Annotated in this window: 14 protein-coding genes; 3 read left to right on the forward strand and 11 right to left on the reverse strand. The window is 69.6% G+C overall.

The window, feature by feature from the left end; translation table 11 throughout:
* Positions 1–13: 13 nt before the first annotated feature.
* Positions 14–805, forward strand: coding sequence for an AraC family transcriptional regulator (locus tag ACWCOV_RS03580; RefSeq protein WP_449827647.1), 792 nt, complete (start codon positions 14–16; stop codon positions 803–805).
* Here the strand turns inward: ACWCOV_RS03580 and ACWCOV_RS03585 are convergent.
* The 8 genes from ACWCOV_RS03585 to ACWCOV_RS03620 form a co-directional block, all read right to left on the reverse strand.
* Positions 777–1,013 (reverse strand): SCO4848 family membrane protein, encoded by a 237-nt coding sequence (locus ACWCOV_RS03585; protein ID WP_449827648.1) that lies wholly within the window; start codon positions 1,011–1,013, stop codon positions 777–779. The genes ACWCOV_RS03580 and ACWCOV_RS03585 overlap by 29 nt on opposite strands.
* Positions 1,014–1,189: 176 nt before the next feature.
* A complete protein-coding gene (locus tag ACWCOV_RS03590; RefSeq protein ID WP_449827649.1) occupies positions 1,190–3,946 on the reverse strand; it encodes an AAA family ATPase in 2,757 nt (918 codons plus the stop codon).
* Positions 3,947–4,194: 248 nt separating this feature from the next.
* A complete protein-coding gene (locus ACWCOV_RS03595; protein WP_449827650.1) occupies positions 4,195–5,733 on the reverse strand; it encodes an amino acid permease in 1,539 nt (512 codons plus the stop codon).
* Positions 5,734–5,813: 80 nt separating this feature from the next.
* Positions 5,814–6,539, reverse strand: a complete 726-nt coding sequence (locus ACWCOV_RS03600) for a FadR/GntR family transcriptional regulator (RefSeq protein ID WP_449827651.1) — start codon at positions 6,537–6,539, stop codon at positions 5,814–5,816.
* Positions 6,540–6,548: 9 nt separating this feature from the next.
* On the reverse strand, positions 6,549–7,325 hold the full coding sequence (locus ACWCOV_RS03605) for a 3-oxoacyl-ACP reductase (protein WP_449827652.1): 777 nt from the start codon (positions 7,323–7,325) through the stop codon (positions 6,549–6,551).
* On the reverse strand, positions 7,326–8,672 hold the full coding sequence (locus ACWCOV_RS03610; RefSeq protein ID WP_449827653.1) for an aldehyde dehydrogenase family protein: 1,347 nt from the start codon (positions 8,670–8,672) through the stop codon (positions 7,326–7,328).
* On the reverse strand, positions 8,669–9,382 hold the full coding sequence (locus ACWCOV_RS03615) for a gamma-glutamyl-gamma-aminobutyrate hydrolase family protein (protein ID WP_449827654.1): 714 nt from the start codon (positions 9,380–9,382) through the stop codon (positions 8,669–8,671). Before ACWCOV_RS03615 ends, ACWCOV_RS03610 begins: the two co-directional genes overlap by 4 nt.
* On the reverse strand, positions 9,363–10,727 hold the full coding sequence (locus ACWCOV_RS03620; RefSeq protein WP_449827655.1) for a glutamine synthetase family protein: 1,365 nt from the start codon (positions 10,725–10,727) through the stop codon (positions 9,363–9,365). The genes ACWCOV_RS03615 and ACWCOV_RS03620 overlap by 20 nt, the downstream gene beginning before the upstream one ends.
* Before the next feature lie 191 nt (positions 10,728–10,918).
* Between ACWCOV_RS03620 and ACWCOV_RS03625 the strand changes: the two genes are divergently transcribed.
* Together ACWCOV_RS03625 and ACWCOV_RS03630 are read left to right on the forward strand one after the other, a co-directional pair.
* The gene (locus ACWCOV_RS03625) at positions 10,919–11,860 is read left to right on the forward strand and encodes a zinc metalloprotease (RefSeq protein WP_449827656.1); all 942 of its coding nucleotides are present in this window, start codon (positions 10,919–10,921) and stop codon (positions 11,858–11,860) included.
* Positions 11,861–11,893: 33 nt separating this feature from the next.
* A complete protein-coding gene (locus ACWCOV_RS03630; RefSeq protein WP_449827657.1) occupies positions 11,894–13,030 on the forward strand; it encodes a D-alanyl-D-alanine carboxypeptidase family protein in 1,137 nt (378 codons plus the stop codon).
* Positions 13,031–13,032: 2 nt separating this feature from the next.
* Here the strand turns inward: ACWCOV_RS03630 and ACWCOV_RS03635 are convergent, their stop codons facing one another.
* From ACWCOV_RS03635 to trpS, 3 genes are read right to left on the reverse strand one after another with little or no spacing between them, the layout of a single operon-like run.
* Positions 13,033–14,082: a YihY/virulence factor BrkB family protein gene (locus tag ACWCOV_RS03635; protein ID WP_449827658.1), complete on the reverse strand. Its 1,050-nt coding sequence runs from the start codon at positions 14,080–14,082 to the stop codon at positions 13,033–13,035.
* 28 nt (positions 14,083–14,110) lie between these two features.
* Positions 14,111–14,623, reverse strand: a complete 513-nt coding sequence (locus ACWCOV_RS03640) for a 2'-5' RNA ligase family protein (RefSeq protein ID WP_449827659.1) — start codon at positions 14,621–14,623, stop codon at positions 14,111–14,113.
* An 8-nt stretch (positions 14,624–14,631) separates the two neighbouring features.
* The gene (gene trpS, locus ACWCOV_RS03645; RefSeq protein WP_449827660.1) at positions 14,632–15,693 is read right to left on the reverse strand and encodes a tryptophan--tRNA ligase; all 1,062 of its coding nucleotides are present in this window, start codon (positions 15,691–15,693) and stop codon (positions 14,632–14,634) included.
* Positions 15,694–15,735 lie beyond the last annotated feature (42 nt).

Consider the following 15,735-nt stretch of genomic DNA (forward strand, 5'->3'; position numbering starts at 1 on the left):
TATGTTCTGAAGGGTGAACGCCGGCGCTGAGGTGAGGGCCTGGCGGCCCGCGCTGAGCGGCGTCGTCGAGGTCCTGCACGCCCACTTCCCGTCGCACGCGTACCCGAGTCACACGCACGACGCCTGGACCGTCCTGATCGTCGACGAGGGCGCCGTACGGTACGACCTGGACCACCGCGAGCACGGCCTGGCCCAAGCGCAGGTCTCGCTGCTACCGCCGAACGTCCCGCACGACGGCCGCTCGGTCCGCCCCGAGGGCTTCCGCAAACGGGTGCTGTACCTCGAGCCCGATCGCCTCGGCGACAACGTGATCGGCGCCGCCGTCGACCAGCCCGAGTACGTCGATCCCGTCCTGCGGCACCGCATCCACCAACTCCACGGCGTACTCCGAGACGGCAAGGAAGACCTGGAAGCGCAAAGCCGGCTGACCCTGATCGAGGAACGCCTGCGCCAACACCTCCGCCGAAACGTCACCGATCCACCGGACCGGCGCGACCCCGGGCTCGCGAGCCGACTGCGCGACGTACTGGATGGCCACGTCCCAGCCGGGATCACGCTGGACGACGCAGCAAAGCTCGTACACGCTCATCCGACCCACCTGGTCAGGGCGTTCAGCCGCGAGTACGGGATGCCGCCCCACCGCTATCTGACCGGCCGACGGGTGGACCTGGCGCGGCGCTACCTGCTCGACGGCTGCCCGCCGGCCGAGGTGGCGACGCTGGCCGGCTTCTACGACCAGTCACACCTCAACCGGCACTTCCGGAAGATGCTCGGCGTCACACCGGCGAGTTTTGTGAAGCGCTGAGCTTCGAGGCCTTGTACGCCTTCACGCCCCAGGTGCCGAGCACCCCGGCGATCAGCAGGTTCACGACGATCAGGATCGTGTGCGCGACGTAGTACCCGGTCGGCCGCCCCTCGGTGTCGGCGAGCGCCTTGATGAAGCGCAGGTAGGTCACCACGTTCCAGATCGCGATGCCGATCAGGACGAGAGCGTGCTTGCGTTCGAGTTTCACCGGTTCATTGTCGCAAGGAAGGCGAAACGGGGCGGCCGCGCCTCACTCGGCCGCCCCGGCGCGAGGGGCGAGCTCACTGCCCAACGACAGTCGTCGATCGGGAAGCGGACGGCAAGAGATGCCAAGCTACTGGCGGGTCACTCAAGGGTTTCCCTGCAGACCGGTACGACGTTCAACTACGGATTCGGCCGATCGACCATCCGCAGGAGCTGCGTCCGGTTGGCCACACCGAAGCGCCGGTAGAGCCGGGTCAGCTGGGACTCGACGGCCTTGACGCTGAGGTACAGGGCGGCCGCGATCTCGCGATTGGTCGAGCCGTCGCGAACCATGGAGACGATCTGCTGCTCGTTGTCGGTGAGCTCCGACGGCTGACGGCTGCGACTCGGTACGTCGAGACGCGCGAGCTCGGTCTCCGCCACCTCACGCCACGCGGGAGCGCCGTACGCCTCGAACTGCTCGATCGCGTCCAGGAACGCCGTCCGGGCGACCGAACGGCGGCGAGCCTGCCGGGCGACCCGGCCGCGGGTGAGTTCGCAGCGGGCCAGGTCCAGCGGGTAGACGCGATCCCCCGCCGTACTGATCGTCTTCTCCAGCAGGTCCAGCGCGGCGGCCGGGTCGCCTTGCTTGGCGATCAGCAAGGCCTCGGAACGGGCCAGCCCGACCCGCACGACCGCGCGGTCCAACGTCTCGGCACGATTGCGGATGTCGGCGATCAGCGTCGCCGCGTCCTCCAGCCGCCCGGCCGCGACCAACGCCTCCGCGTAGTCCGCGTGCCACGGGATGACGGCCGGGTCGAACGGCATCGCCGCCTCCCCCGAGTCCGCGATCGCGTCGAACGCCTCCACCGCACGTTGCGGATCCCCGGTCAGCACGCCGATCAGCCCCAGCGACGCCAGTGCAGGCCCGGTCCACTCGTCGTTCCCGACCAGCCGGACGCCCTCGAGCGCGGCCTCGGCCAACTGCCGGCCCATCGCCGCACTGCCGCCGGCCCACTCCGCGCGGCTCGCGATGATCATGCCGACCTCGGCCTCTTCGCCGATGTCCTGCATCAACTGGTAGCACTCGTGTCCCGCGGCGAGCGCGTCCGCACCGCGCCCGCTGCGTTCGTAGATCGCGGTCGCCGAGATCAGCACGGACGCCAGCCACCGCATCGCCCCGCCGTCGCGGACCTCGTCCACCAGCGCGCTGATCGACGAGATCGCCTCCGCGGTCCGGCCGCGGAACAGCTCCCGCATCGCCGCCATCTGCCGCGCGTTGACCACGGTCTTGGTGAGCGGTAGGTCGTGCGACAGGTCAGCCGCCTGCTGCAGCAGCGCATCCGCGGTCTGCTCGGCATCCCGGGCGATCTGCACCGACGAAGCCGCGCTCAGCGCGTCCACGATCGCCTCGGTGTCACCGCACTCCCGGGCCAACCCCTCGGCGACCCGCGCATCCTCCTGCGCCTCGTCCAGCCGGCGGTCGAAGTACTCGCTGTGGCTGCGCATGATCCGCACCCGCGCCTCGAGCCGCTTGTTCCCGACCGCGGCCTCGAACGCCTCCGCCAGCAGCTCCACGCGCCGGTCCCGATCGGGCCACGCGGCGTCCACCAGCAGCAACAGCGCCGGCACCTTGGTCTCTGGATTCGTTGCCGCCTGTACGGCGTGCCGCGCCATCTCGGCCGACTCCGCCAGATGCCCGGCGGCCGCGGCGTCGTCAGCGGCTCGCGTCAGGCGTCGAGCACGGTCGTCCGGCAGGCTGATCGGCGTACGCTCGGCGGCCAGCCGCCACAGTGTCGCGGCCGCGCCAGGCGCACCACGGCCGGCCGCGACCGCGGCGGCCTCCTCGATGGTGACGGCAAGCTCCGGGTTGGCCTCCTGGGTGGCGAGCGCGCGGTGGGTCGCGTTCTCGACCGGCTCGTCGACCACGGCCGCGAGCTGGGCGTGCGCCTGCCGCCGGGCGGCCGACGTCGCCTCGGCGTACACGAACTCCCGCAGCAGTGGATGCGTGAACCGCAGGCGCTCGGAGGACACGTCGACCAGCCCGAGCGCTTCGGCCTCGGCCAGCTGACCGTCGATCGGCCGCCCGAGGGACTGCGCGATCTGAGTCGTCGTCGGACGCGGCGACGAGGCCGCATGGAGCAGGAGCTCGTGCGCGCCGGCCGAGAGGTCGGCCAGGCGGTCGCCGAGCAGCGTCTTGAGCCGGCTGGACACCGGGAGCGGATCGTTCGGCGACACCCCCTGCGGATGGCGCAGCACCGCGCGGCCGAGCTCCAGCGCCATGAAGGGATTCCCTGCGCTCGCCGTGAAGATGCGGCGGGCCGTGCGCACCGGAAGTGGGCTGGACAGGCGCTGCCGCAGCAGACCGAGGACGTCGGGCTCGGTGAGCGGCGGCACCTCCAGCTGCAGCACCGGCTCGGGGCACGCCTCCGCCATCACCGGCAGGTCGCCGTCGGCCACCTGCTCGGTGGCGAGCATGTGCACCCCGTCGGTCAGCCGGCGGGCGCAGAAGGTCAGGACCTCGAGGCTGGACGGGTCCACCCACTGGATGTCGTCCACCACGAGCAGCACCGGCCCGTTGGCGGCCAGCCGACGGAGAACATGCAGTACGGCGAGGCGCACAGCCAGCTCGTCGCGCACCGTGTCAGGCGCACTGGCTTTCAGCAGAGCCACCTCGAGCGGCTGCCGGAGGTGGTCGGGCAGCACCTGCCAGGCCAGCTCGAGCTGGTTGGAGAGCAGGTCGAGGAGAGTGACGTACGGGAGGCCGGCTTCGGACTGTGACGGGGCGGCGCTGAGGACCCGGCAGCCGGCCTTGGTGCGATCCGCGACCAGCGCGCGGCCGAGGGCTGACTTGCCGATCCCGGTCGGGCCGTAGAGCAGCACGCTGCCGCTGGTCTCGAGCTGCTTCCGCGCACGCTCGACCAGCCCGGCGCGCCCGACCAGCTCGTCGTCAGTCATCGATCACAGAACTCCTCGAAGGATTACCCTCGCCGATTATCACAGTCAACGACCATCCGACACGGTGAGTGTCACATGAGGAAACCATCCCGTCACCATCCTGTCACCCGTCGCATGCCTGATATGAGCGCTCCGGACGGCACTGTTGTGCCGGGGCACGAGATGGCAGCGGCTGCCGGTCGACACCGCACCGGCAACGCACGACTCGGCCGCCGGAACCCCGGCGACCGAGTCGTTGTGGTTGAAAGTTAGATGGATTCGAGGTCGCGTTCGATCGCGGCCAGCTCCTCCTCGGTGCCCTGGACCTTGGGGCCCTCGAACCAGCGGCGGGCGGAGACGAGCCAGTAGACCGTCGCGAAGCCGAGGACGACCAGTACGGCGACCGGCGTGTAGTTGAAGGTGCTGCCGCTGACCGGGCTGACCTGGGGCAGCATGAACAGGATCGTGATGAAGGCGACCCAGACGATCGCCACGATGCCGATCGGCCGGCTCCAGCGGCCGAGCGACCACGGGCCGGGCTGGAAGTCGGACCCCTGCAGCAACCGGAGCAGGGTCGGCAGCACGTAGGCGATGTAGAGCCCGATCACCGCGATCGAGGTCACCGCGGCGTACGCGGTCACGTTCCACAGGTATGGCAGGCCGAGCAGGAAAGAGCCGCCGGCGGCCAGCCAGATCGCGTTGGTGGGCGTCCGGGTCCGGTGGTTGATCCGGTGCCAGAACTTCGACCCGGGCAGCGCGCCGTCGCGGGAGAACGCGTAGATCATCCGCGAGTTCGCCGTCACCGATGACATCCCGCAGAACAGCTGCGCCCCGATCACGACCAGCAGCAGCACCTTGCCCATCGTCAGCCCGACCGCGTCGATGAAGATCTGCGCGGGCGGCACACCGGTCTCGCTCTCGAGGGCGCCGTCGTAGCTCTGGATCGCGAACGTGAGGCCGATCAGCAGCACCCACCCGGCGCCGAGCGAGACCAGGATCGACATCACGATCCCGCGCGGCCCCGACCGGGCCGCGTCGTGCGTCTCCTCGGTCATGTGCGCGGAGGCGTCGTACCCGGTGAAGGTGTACTGCGCCAGCAGCAGGCCGAGCAGGGCCACGTAGAACGTCGAGCCCCAGCCGGTGTTGTTGACGAACTCACCGAACACGAACCCGGCCGACTGGTGGTTGTCCGGCAGCACGACGAGCGCGCCGACGATGAACAGCACGCCGGCGATGTGCCACCAAACGCTGATGTCGTTGAGCCGCGCGACCAGCTTCACGCCGAGCGAGTTCAGCAACCCGTGCACCAGCAGGATGATGCCGAACAGCAGGATGGTGTGCCCCGGCGTCGCGCTGAAGCCGAACTGCAGGTCGAGGAACGCGTTCAGGAAGAACGCGGCGCCGAAGTCGATGCCCGCGGTCACCGCGACCTGGCCGAGGAAGTTGAACCAGCCGGTGAACCAGGACCAGGCCGGGCCGTTCTTCGAAGCGAGCTTGGCGGACCAGTAGTACAGGCCGCCCGCGGTCGGGTAGCTCGAGCACACCTCGGCCATCGCGAGGCCGACGAACAACGTCATCAGGCCGACGATCGGCCAGCCCCACACGATCATCACCGGTCCGCCGGTGTTCATCCCGAACCCGTACAGCGTCAGGCAGCCGGACAGGATCGAGATGATCGTGAACGACACCGCGAAGTTGGAGAACCCGGACATCGTCCTGGACAACTCCTGCGCGTACCCCAGCTGGTGCAGGCGTTTCTCGTCCTCGGTCAGGGCTGTCGGCTCGACAACACTCTCGTCCTTGCTCACCGGCGCCTCCTCGGGGCAGCAGCTTCAATGGTCTCCCCCTAGACCTTTGGAGATCATTGAGACATGCGCCACAACCGGTGTCAAGGGAAACTGAGGAAGGCTCTGAGCAGGGCCGCGGTGCCGGACAGGTGTTCCTGCATCGCGCGGCGGGCGGCCTCGACGTCCCCGGCCAGGATCGCGTCGACGATCGCCTCGTGCTGCTCGTTGGAGTGCTCGATGTTGCGTTCCAGCAAAGGGATCGCGTCCAGCAGTTCGTTCAGCCGCATCCGGGCGTCGGCCGTCGCCGAGGTGAGCGACGGAGAGCCGGTGACCTCCGCGATCGCCAGGTGCAGCCGCGAATCCAGGCGGCGGTAGTCGGTCAGCGAGGCGGCCGAGGTTTCCGCGAGACACCGGCGGAGGTGCTCCTCCTCGGCGGCGCTCAGCGACCGGGCGGCGGCCGCCTCCGCGGCCCCGGTTTCCAAGGCGGCACGCAGTACCAAGGCGTCGTCCAAGCCGTCACCCAGCTCGCGGGCCAGTCGCTTGGCCGGGGTACGGCGGGGCTTCGGCAACTGCTCGTTGACGAACGTGCCGCCGTATCGCCCGCGCCGGGACTCGACGTAGCCCGCCTCGGTCAGCGCGTGGATCGCCTCGCGCAGGGTGACCCGGCTGACGTTCAGCCGGGCCGCCAGGTCGCGTTCGGACGGCAGCCGGTCCCCCGGCACCACGACCCCGAGTTTGATTGCCTGCAGCAACCGTTCGACCGTCTCCTCGAACGGGTTCCCGGTCCGGACCGGCCGGAACAACGCATCGTCTGCCTGGGCAACCATGGTCACAGACTAGAGCGGGGTCACGTACGCGCCCGAGATGCCGCCGTCCACCAGGAACGTGTTGGCGGTGATGAAGGAGGCGTCGTCGCTGGCCAGGAAGGCGACCGCGGCCGCGATCTCCTCCGGCTCGCCGAACCGCCCCATCGGCACGTGTACCAGCCGGCGCTCGGCCCGCTCCGGGTCCTTCGCGAACAGCTCGGTGAGCAGCGGCGTGTTCACCGGGCCCGGGCAGAGCGCGTTGACCCGGATCCCCTGCCGGGCGAACTCGACGCCGAGCTCGCGGCTCATCGCCAGCACGCCGCCCTTGGACGCGGAGTACGAGATCTGCGAGGTGGCCGCGCCCATCACCGCGACGAACGACGCCGTGTTGATGATCGAGCCCTTGCCCTGCCGTTGCATGTAAGGGATCGCGGCCTTGCAGCACAGGTACACCGAGGTCAGGTTGACCTCCTGCACCTTGCGCCACGCCTCGAGCCCGGTGTCCAGGATCGACGCGTCGTCCGGCGGCGAGATGCCCGCGTTGTTGAATGCGATGTCGACGCTGCCGTAGGTGTCGAAGGCCTGCTTGAAGAGATTGTCCACCGCAGCCGCGTCGGTGACGTCGGTGGCGACGAACAACCCGCCGGCCTCGTCCGCGGCAGCCTTTCCGGCGGCGGGGTCGAGGTCACCGATGACGACGTGCGCGCCCTCCGCCGCGAGCCGCCGTACCGTGGCCAGGCCGATCCCGCTCGCCCCGCCGGTGACCACCGCGACCCGGCCCTCCAGCCGGCTTGCCTTCACGTCCATTCAGTCCTCCGTGCTGATGAAGATGTTCTTGGTCTCGGTGAACGCGTCCAGCGCGTCCGGGCCGAGCTCGCGGCCGAGGCCGGACTGCTTGTAGCCGCCGAACGGCGTCGAGTACCGCACGGACGAGTTCGAGTTGACCGACAGGTTGCCCGCCTCGACACCGCGACCGACCCGCAGCGCACGGCCGACGTCCCGGGTCCAGATCGACCCGGACAGCCCGTACTCGCTGTCGTTCGCGATCCGCAGCGCGTCCGCCTCGTCCTCGAACGGCACGACCGCGACCACCGGCCCGAAGATCTCCTCCCGAAGCACCCGCTCACTCGGCGCGGTCAGCACGGTCGGTGGGAACCAGAAGCCGGGACCACTGGGCGCCGTCCCCTGAAACGCCACGTTCTCCACGTAGGACTCGACCTTGGCGAGCTGCTCGGCCGAGATCAGCGGCCCCATCTCGGTCGCCGGATCACTCGGATCACCGACCTTGAACCCCTTCACCGCCGGCTCGAGCAGCTCCAGGAACCGGTCGTACGCCGTCCGCTCGACCAGGATCCGCGACCGCGCGCAGCAGTCCTGGCCGGCGTTGTCGAACACGCCGTACGGCGCATGGGCCGCGGCCTTCTCCAGGTCCGCGTCGGCGAACACGACGTTGGCCGACTTCCCGCCGAGCTCGAGCGTCACCCGCTTCACCTGCTCGGCACACCCGGCCATGATCTGCTTGCCGACCGCGGTCGACCCGGTGAAGACCACCTTGCGTACGGCGGGATGCGTGACGAACCGCTGCCCGACGACCGACCCCTGGCCCGGCACCACCTCGAACACGCCCGGCGGCAGCCCGGCCTCCAGCGCCAGCTCACCGAGCCGGATCGCGGTCAGCGGCGTCAGCTCGGCCGGCTTCAGCACGACGGTGTTGCCGGCCGCCAGCGCGGGCGCGAAACCCCAGCCGGCGATCGGCATCGGGAAGTTCCACGGCACGATCACGCCGACCACGCCGAGCGGCTCGTGGAACGTCACGTCGATGCCGCCGGCAACGGGAATCTGCTTGCCGAACAGGCGTTCCGGAGCGGCCGAGTAGTAGGTCAGCACGTCCCGGACGTTGCCCGCCTCCCAGCGCGCGTTGCCGATCGTGTGGCCGGCGTTCTCGACCTCCAGCGCGGCCAGGTTCTCCAGGTCGGCGTCGACCGCATCCGCGAACCGGCGCAGCAGCCGGCCGCGGTCCGCGGGCGTGACGTTCCGCCAGGTCTCGAAGGCCTTCGCGGCCCGGGCGATCGCCGCGTCGGCGTCCGCCTCGGTCGCCAGCGAGATCGTCCGGACCACCTTCTCGGTGGCCGGGTTGATCACGTCGTGCGTCATGAACTTCTCCTGGATGCTTCGATCAGGGCCGTGAACAGCCGCAGGTCTTCGGCGTTCTCCTCCGGGTGCCACTGCACGCCGATGGCGAAGTCGCGCCCGTCCACCTCGGCCGCTTCGACGGTCCCGTCACCCGCGCGGGCGGTCACCCGCAGGGTCGGGGCGACGACGTCGAGGGCCTGGTGGTGGTAGCAGCGCCCGCTCGTGCGGTCGCCGAAGATCCGTGCGGCCAGCGTGTCCGGCTCGACCTTGACCTCGGTCGTGCCGAAGATCGCCGGCATCGGCCGGTGCTCGTCGTGGGCCACGACCTCCGGCAGGTGCTGGTGCAGCGTGCCGCCGAGCGTGACGTTGAGCATCTGCAGTCCGCGGCAGACCGCCAGCAACGGCAGGTCCCGGTCGAGGGCCGCGCTGATCAGGATCCGCTCATGCTCGTCCCGGCCGGGTCTGGTGTCGACCGTCTCCGGGTGCGACCGAGCGCCGTACGCGCCGGGATCGACGTCGCAGCCGCCGGACACGACCAGACCGTCGAGCAACTCCAGGACGGTCGGATCGGTGCCGACCGGAGGCAACAACAGCGGTACGCCGCCGGCGGCCACGACCGCATCGAGATAGACCTTCGGCAGCAGCGCCGCTTCACGCTGCCAGATCCCCCACGAGGCCGGCTCCAGGTACGTCGTGATGCCGATGCGGGGGCTAAAGGCGTTCGAAGCCACGGATGCGCTCCCAGTCGGTGACGGCGGCGTCGTACGCGTCGAGCTCGACCCGGGCCGCGTTGGCGTAGTGGTCGACCATCTCGTCGCCGAACGCCTCGCGGGCGATCTTCGAGCCGGTGAACAGCGCGGCCGCCTCACGCAGGGTCGACGGCACGTGCTCCTTGTCCGACTCGTAGGCGTTGCCCTCCAGCAGCGGCTCGAGCTCCAGCTCGTTCTCGATGCCGTAGAGGCCGGAGGCGATGATCGCGGCGACGCCGAGGTACGGGTTCACGTCACCTCCGGGCAGCCGGTTCTCCACCCGCAGCGACTCGCCGTGGCCGACCACGCGGAGCGAGCAGGTGCGGTTGTCCAGGCCCCAGGCGACCGCGGTCGGCGCGAAGCTGCCCTTGCTGAACCGCTTGTAGGAGTTGATGTTCGGCGCCAGCAGGTAGGTGAACTCGGACAGGCAGGCGAGCTGGCCGGCGATGAACTGCTCCATCAGCTCGGAGAACCCGTGATCGCGGTCACCGGCCAGGACCGCGGCGCCCTCGGTGGACCGGAAGCTCAGGTGGATGTGGCACGAGTTGCCCTCGCGCTCGTCGTACTTGGCCATGAAGGTCAGGCTCTTGCCGTGGTTGGCGGCGATCTCCTTCGCGCCGTTCTTGTAGATCGAGTGGTTGTCGCAGGTGACGACGGCCTCGTCGTACCGGAACGCGATCTCGTGCTGGCCGAGGTTGCACTCGCCCTTGGCCGACTCGACGTACATGCCTGCGCCGGTCATCCCGTTGCGGATGGCGCGCAGCAGCGGCTCGACCCGGGCGGTGCCGAGCAGCGAGTAGTCGACGTTGTACTGGTTGCCCGGGGTGAGGTCGCGGTAGCGCTTGTCCCACGCGGCCTCGTAGGTGTCGTCGAAGACGATGAACTCGAGCTCGGTGCCGACGTACGCCTTCATGCCGCGCTCGGCCAGCCGCTCGAGCTGCGCCTTGAGCACCTGCCGCGGCGACGCCACCACCGGCGTGCCGTCCAGCCACTCGACGTCGCACAGCACCAGCGCCGTGCCCGGCTGCCATGGGACCAGCCGGAGCGTGTCCAGGTCGGGCGCCATCACCAGGTCGCCGTACCCGCGGTCCCAGGAGGACATCTCGTAGCCGTCCACGGTGTTCATGTCGACGTCCACGGCGAGCAGGTAGTTGCAGCCCTCGGTGCCGTGTTTCAGCACCTCCTCGACGAAGTACCGCCCGCCGCAGCGCTTGCCCTGCAACCGGCCCTGCATGTCGGTGATCGCCACCAGCACGGTGTCGACCTGACCTCGAGCCACCAGGTCCCGGAGCTCCTGCACGCTCAACTTCCCACCACCAGAAGCCACGGCCACTCCCACGGTCTATTGGTCTACAACCAGTCCATTGACTCAAGCCTACCCCTCTCGTGTCAACGTCCGGCGCGGTGGTGCCGTGGCACTCAACTGTCAGCGGATGGGTTTGCACTTCCCGGGATCGTGCGGAAAATCGGGGGATTCGGCCGCACCGCCCAAGCGGCCCTTTTCCGGAGGACGCTCCTATGCGATCTTTCATCACCCGTCCCCGCGCCCTGGCCGTTCTGCTGGCCGGTACGGCGCTCACGTTCAGCCCACTCGGCGGTCAGGCGTCGGCGAAGCTGCCGGTCGACCAGGTCGGCAACCCCTGCTTCATGCCGGCCGACCCGACCTCGGCGCGCGGCGGCCAGGAGGCTGACCACCGCGAGCTGTCCGTGGCCGAGCAGAAGGCGATCGACGCGAAGACCGTGCAGATCCTGAAGGCGAAGGCAGCCCGCGGGCTGGCGCCGAAGGCCGGCACGCTGGCCGCCGCGAGCGTGCCCGTGTACGTGCACGTGATGCGCAGCAGCTCCGGCGCCGGTGACGTGACCAACACCCAGATCTCGCAGCAGATCGCCGAGCTGAACCAGAACTTCGCCGGCGGCGAGTCGTCCCAGGCCGCGAACACCGGTTTCAGCTTCTACCTGGCCGGCACCTACCGCTACAACAACAGCACCTGGCACCGCGACGGCCAGAGCACCACCTACCGCTCGCAGACCCGCAAGGGCGGCAAGAACGCGCTCAACATCTGGCTGGTCAACTTCTCCTACCTCGGTATCGCGACGTTCCCGTGGGACTACGCGAGCAACCCGTCGATCGACGGTATCCGGGTGCAGTACAGCTCGCTGCCGGGTGGTTCGTCGACGAACTACAACCTCGGCAAGACCGCCACGCACGAGGCCGGCCACTGGTTCGGGCTCTACCACACGTTCCAGGGCGGCTGCACGAGCACGAATGACTCCGTGTCCGACACGCCGGCCCAGGGCAGCGCCACCAACGGCTGCCCGACCGGCCGCGACTCCTGCTCGCTGCCCGGTCTGGACCCGATCCACAACTACATGGACTACTCGTACGACGCCTGCTACAACCAGTTCACTCCCGGGCAGAGCACGCGGATCAGCAACATGTGGACCGCGTACCGGGCGTGACGCCTAACCCTGTCGCCGTCTAGAGTGCCGCCGATGCGTGTGCTTCTGACGGCAGCCGCTACCGCCGCACTGGTGGTCAGCGGTCCGCTGACAGCAACCGCCGCCGGCCAGGGCCCACAAGGCCCGGTCGGCGGCGACCTGCTGACCACGAAGCCGACGGTGGTCGCCGATGGCGCGACACCGCCGGCCGTCCAGGCATCGGCGTACGTCGTCGCCGACATCGACACCGGCGAGGTGCTGGCCGCGAAGGCGCCGCACGCCAAGCTGCGGCCCGCCAGCACGCTCAAGACCCTCACCGCGCTCGTGCTGCTGCCCCGGCTGAAGAAGTCGGACGTGCTGGTCGGCACCGACGGCGACGCCGGGATCGTGGGCAGCAAGGTCGGCGTCCACCCCGGGCTGCGCTACTCGGTCGACCTGCTCTTCCAGGGCATGTTCCTGGCGTCCGGCAACGACGCGGTGCACGCCCTGTGCGTCCACGACCAGGGTGGCGTCAAGAGCACCATCCAGCGGATGAACCAGAAGGCCAAGGAGCTCGGGGCGCACGACACCACGGTGACCGACCCGACCGGGCTGGACGCCGACGGACAGTACTCCAGCGCCTACGACCTGGCTCTGTTCGCGCGGGCGGGCCTGGCCCGGCCTGACTTCGCCAAGTACGCGTCGACGAAGTACACGGCCTTCCCGAACGTCGGCAACAAGGGCACGTACCAGGTCGCGAACCAGAACAAGCTGCTGTTCAACTACGACGGCGCGCTCGGCATCAAGACCGGCTACACGACGCTGGCCCGCAACACTTTCATCGGCGCGGCCCGCCGCAACGGCCACACCCTGGTGGTGACGCTGATGAACGCGCCGCACGGCATCACCGAGGACGCGACCAACCTGCTCAGCTGGACGTTCAAGAACTACGACCAGCTCAACCCGGTCGGCACCCTGGTCAAGCCCGCCGCCGCACCGCCGTCGAAGGCGGCCGGCGGCCCCGTCGGCGGCAAGCAGTCCGAGTCCGGTACGGCGACGCAGCCGCCACGCAGCCGTACTGTCCTCAACCCGGGGCAGGCGGTCCAGTCACTGGTCGTCCGCATCCCGGCGTGGGCCTACGCGGGACCACCGGTCCTGCTCCTCGGCCTGTTCCTCCGACGCCCCCGCGCACTCCGCAGGCGGCGGCACTAGCGCTACCGGCGGATCGAGCGGGCGGCTTTGGCCAGCTGCATGACAAGAGCGCTGGCTGTGACGCCCAGCACCGCGCCGGCGGCGACGGCGACCGTGTCCGCCTTCTTCTGCGGCACCGGCACGACCTTGTAGCGCTTGCCAGGCGGCCCGGCGAGCAGCGGTTCCGGTGCCGGCTCGGGTTCCGGTTCCGGCTCGGCGGCCGCCTCCTCAGCTGCCTGCTTGTCGAGCCACGCTTCCTTGCTCCAGGCTGCGATGAGCATGATCGCCCGCGTGATCAGGTAGATCCACACCAGCAGCGCCAGCGGCAACGCCAGAGCGCCGTACGCCGCATTGCGGCCGAGCACGTGGTCGACGTAGGCGTTGCCGAGCTTCTGCGCCGCGTAGAACAGGATTCCGCCGGCCAGCGCGGCGATCAGCGCGACCTTGCGCGGCAGGATGATCCGCGGCAACGCCGTCTGGATGTAGAGGACCAGTACGGCGCCGGCGCCGATGCCGAGCACGACGCTGCAGGCCTCGATACCCCACTGCGCCAGCCAGGTTCCTTCCAGGTCGGCCCAGTCGACGATGCGCTCCGACAGCCCGGCCAGGACCGACGAGGCACCGGTGGCGATCACGCCGATCACGCCGAGCCCGAGCAGCGCGCCGAAGTCGACCACCTTCAGCTGGACGATGTTGCCCGGCTCGTCGTCCAGTTCGTGCATGGACCGGATCGAGGCCCGCAGCGAGTCGATCCAGCCCAGGCCGGTGAACAGCAGCGTGACAGCCGAGATCAGCCCGATGGTGCCGGCGTGGCTGACCAGCGAGTCGATGTCGATCCGGTCGCCGATCCCGGGCAGGGTCTTCTCCAGCGTCTCCTTCAGCTTCTCGATCGCGTCGTCACCGAGCAGTGAGCCGACGACCGCCGCCGCCAGCACGATCAGCGGGAACATCGACAGGAACCCGAAGAAGCTCGTCGCCCCCGCCAGCCGGTTGCCCCGCCGGTCGCCGTACCGCTGCCAGGCCCGCCACAGCTGCGTCCGGCTCAACCGGCGCCACGCCGCCTTGATGTTCATTGATCTCCTGTACCCGTCGTACGGAGACCTAGCCTGTCAGGGGGAAGGAGCGCTGGGGGCGCCACACGCCGTCGGCGCCGTGCTCGTACCGGCTGAAGGCGTCGACGTCGAAGGCGCAGTCGTACTCGGCGAGGGCGTCGTACGCGCGGTCCAGCGCCTCCTTGTCCAGGTCGTGCGCCACCGTCACGTGCGGGTGGTACGGGAACCGGAGTTCGACCTGCAACGGCCCCGACCGGACCTGCGACTGCAGCACCTCGCAGGACGAGATGCCTTCGGCCAGCGGCACGAACACCACCGGCGAGATCGGCCGGAACGTCGCCGTGCCGCGCAGCCGGATCCGGAAGCTCGGGAACCGCGCGGCCACCTCGAGCAGGTGGTCGTCGATCAGCCCCAGGTCGGCGTCGTCGATCTCGGTCGGCGGCAGCAGGGTGACGTGCGTGGGGATCGACAAGGCCATCGGATCACCGAAGTCGGCCCGGTGCTTCTGCAATTCCGAGCCGTAGGGTTCGGCGATCGGGATCGCGACACCGATCGTCGCCATCCGCGGGCCTACCGGCCCGATCCGAGGGCCGGCCCGGGCACGAAGCCCAGCCGGTCGTACACCCGCTGCAGCGTCGGCTCGGTCACCGCCCGGGCGCGCTCGGCCCCGGCGGCCAGGATGGCGTCCAGCTGGGCCTTGTCGTCCAGGTAGCCGAGCGTCTGCTCCCGGAACGGCGTGACGAACTCGACCACCACCTCGGCCAGGTCCTTCTTGAAGTCGCCGTACCCGCGGCCGGCGTACTCGTCCTCGAGCTCGCTGATCTTGCGGCCGGTGAGCGCGGAGTAGATGGTCAGCAGGTTGGCCACGCCGGCCTTGTTCTCCGGGTCGAAGACGACGTCGCGGCCGGAGTCGGTGACCGCGGAGCGGATCTTCTTCGCGCTCACCTTCGGGTCGTCGAGCAGGTCGATGATGCCGGCCGGCGACGAGCTGGACTTGCTCATCTTGGCGGTCGGGTCCTGCAGGTCCGCGATCTTCGCGGTCTCCTTGACGATGTACGGCTCGGGCAGCCGGAAGGTCTTGCCGAACCGGTGGTTGAACCGCTGGGCCAGGTCGCGGGTCAGCTCCAGGTGCTGGCGCTGGTCCTCGCCCACCGGGACCCGGTCGGCCTGGTAGATCAGGATGTCCGCGGCCTGCAGGATCGGGTAGGTGAACAGACCGACGGTGGCCCGGTCGGCGCCGCCCTTGGCGGACTTGTCCTTGAACTGCGTCATCCGGCTGGCCTCGCCGAACCCGGTCAGGCAGCCCAGCACCCAGCCCAGCTGGGCGTGCTCGGGCACGTGCGACTGGACGAACAGCGTGGACCGCTCCGGGTCGATCCCGGCCGCGAGCAGCTGCGCCACCGAACGACGGGTCCGGTCCCGCAGCGCCTTCGGGTCGTACTCCACCGTGATCGCGTGCAGGTCGACGACGCAGTAGAACGCGTCGTGGTCGTCCTGCAGGGCCACCCACTGACGCAACGCACCGAGGTAGTTGCCGAAGTGGAAGGAGTCGGCCGTCGGCTGGATCCCGGACAGCACCCGAGGGCGACGCTGGGATCCGGCTGCGGAGGGGTCAGGCGCAGCTACAGACATGCCCCCGATTCTGCCAGCGCCCCAGGTCCGCCCCCGACACCG

The organism is Kribbella sp. NPDC002412 (assembly GCF_053592935.1).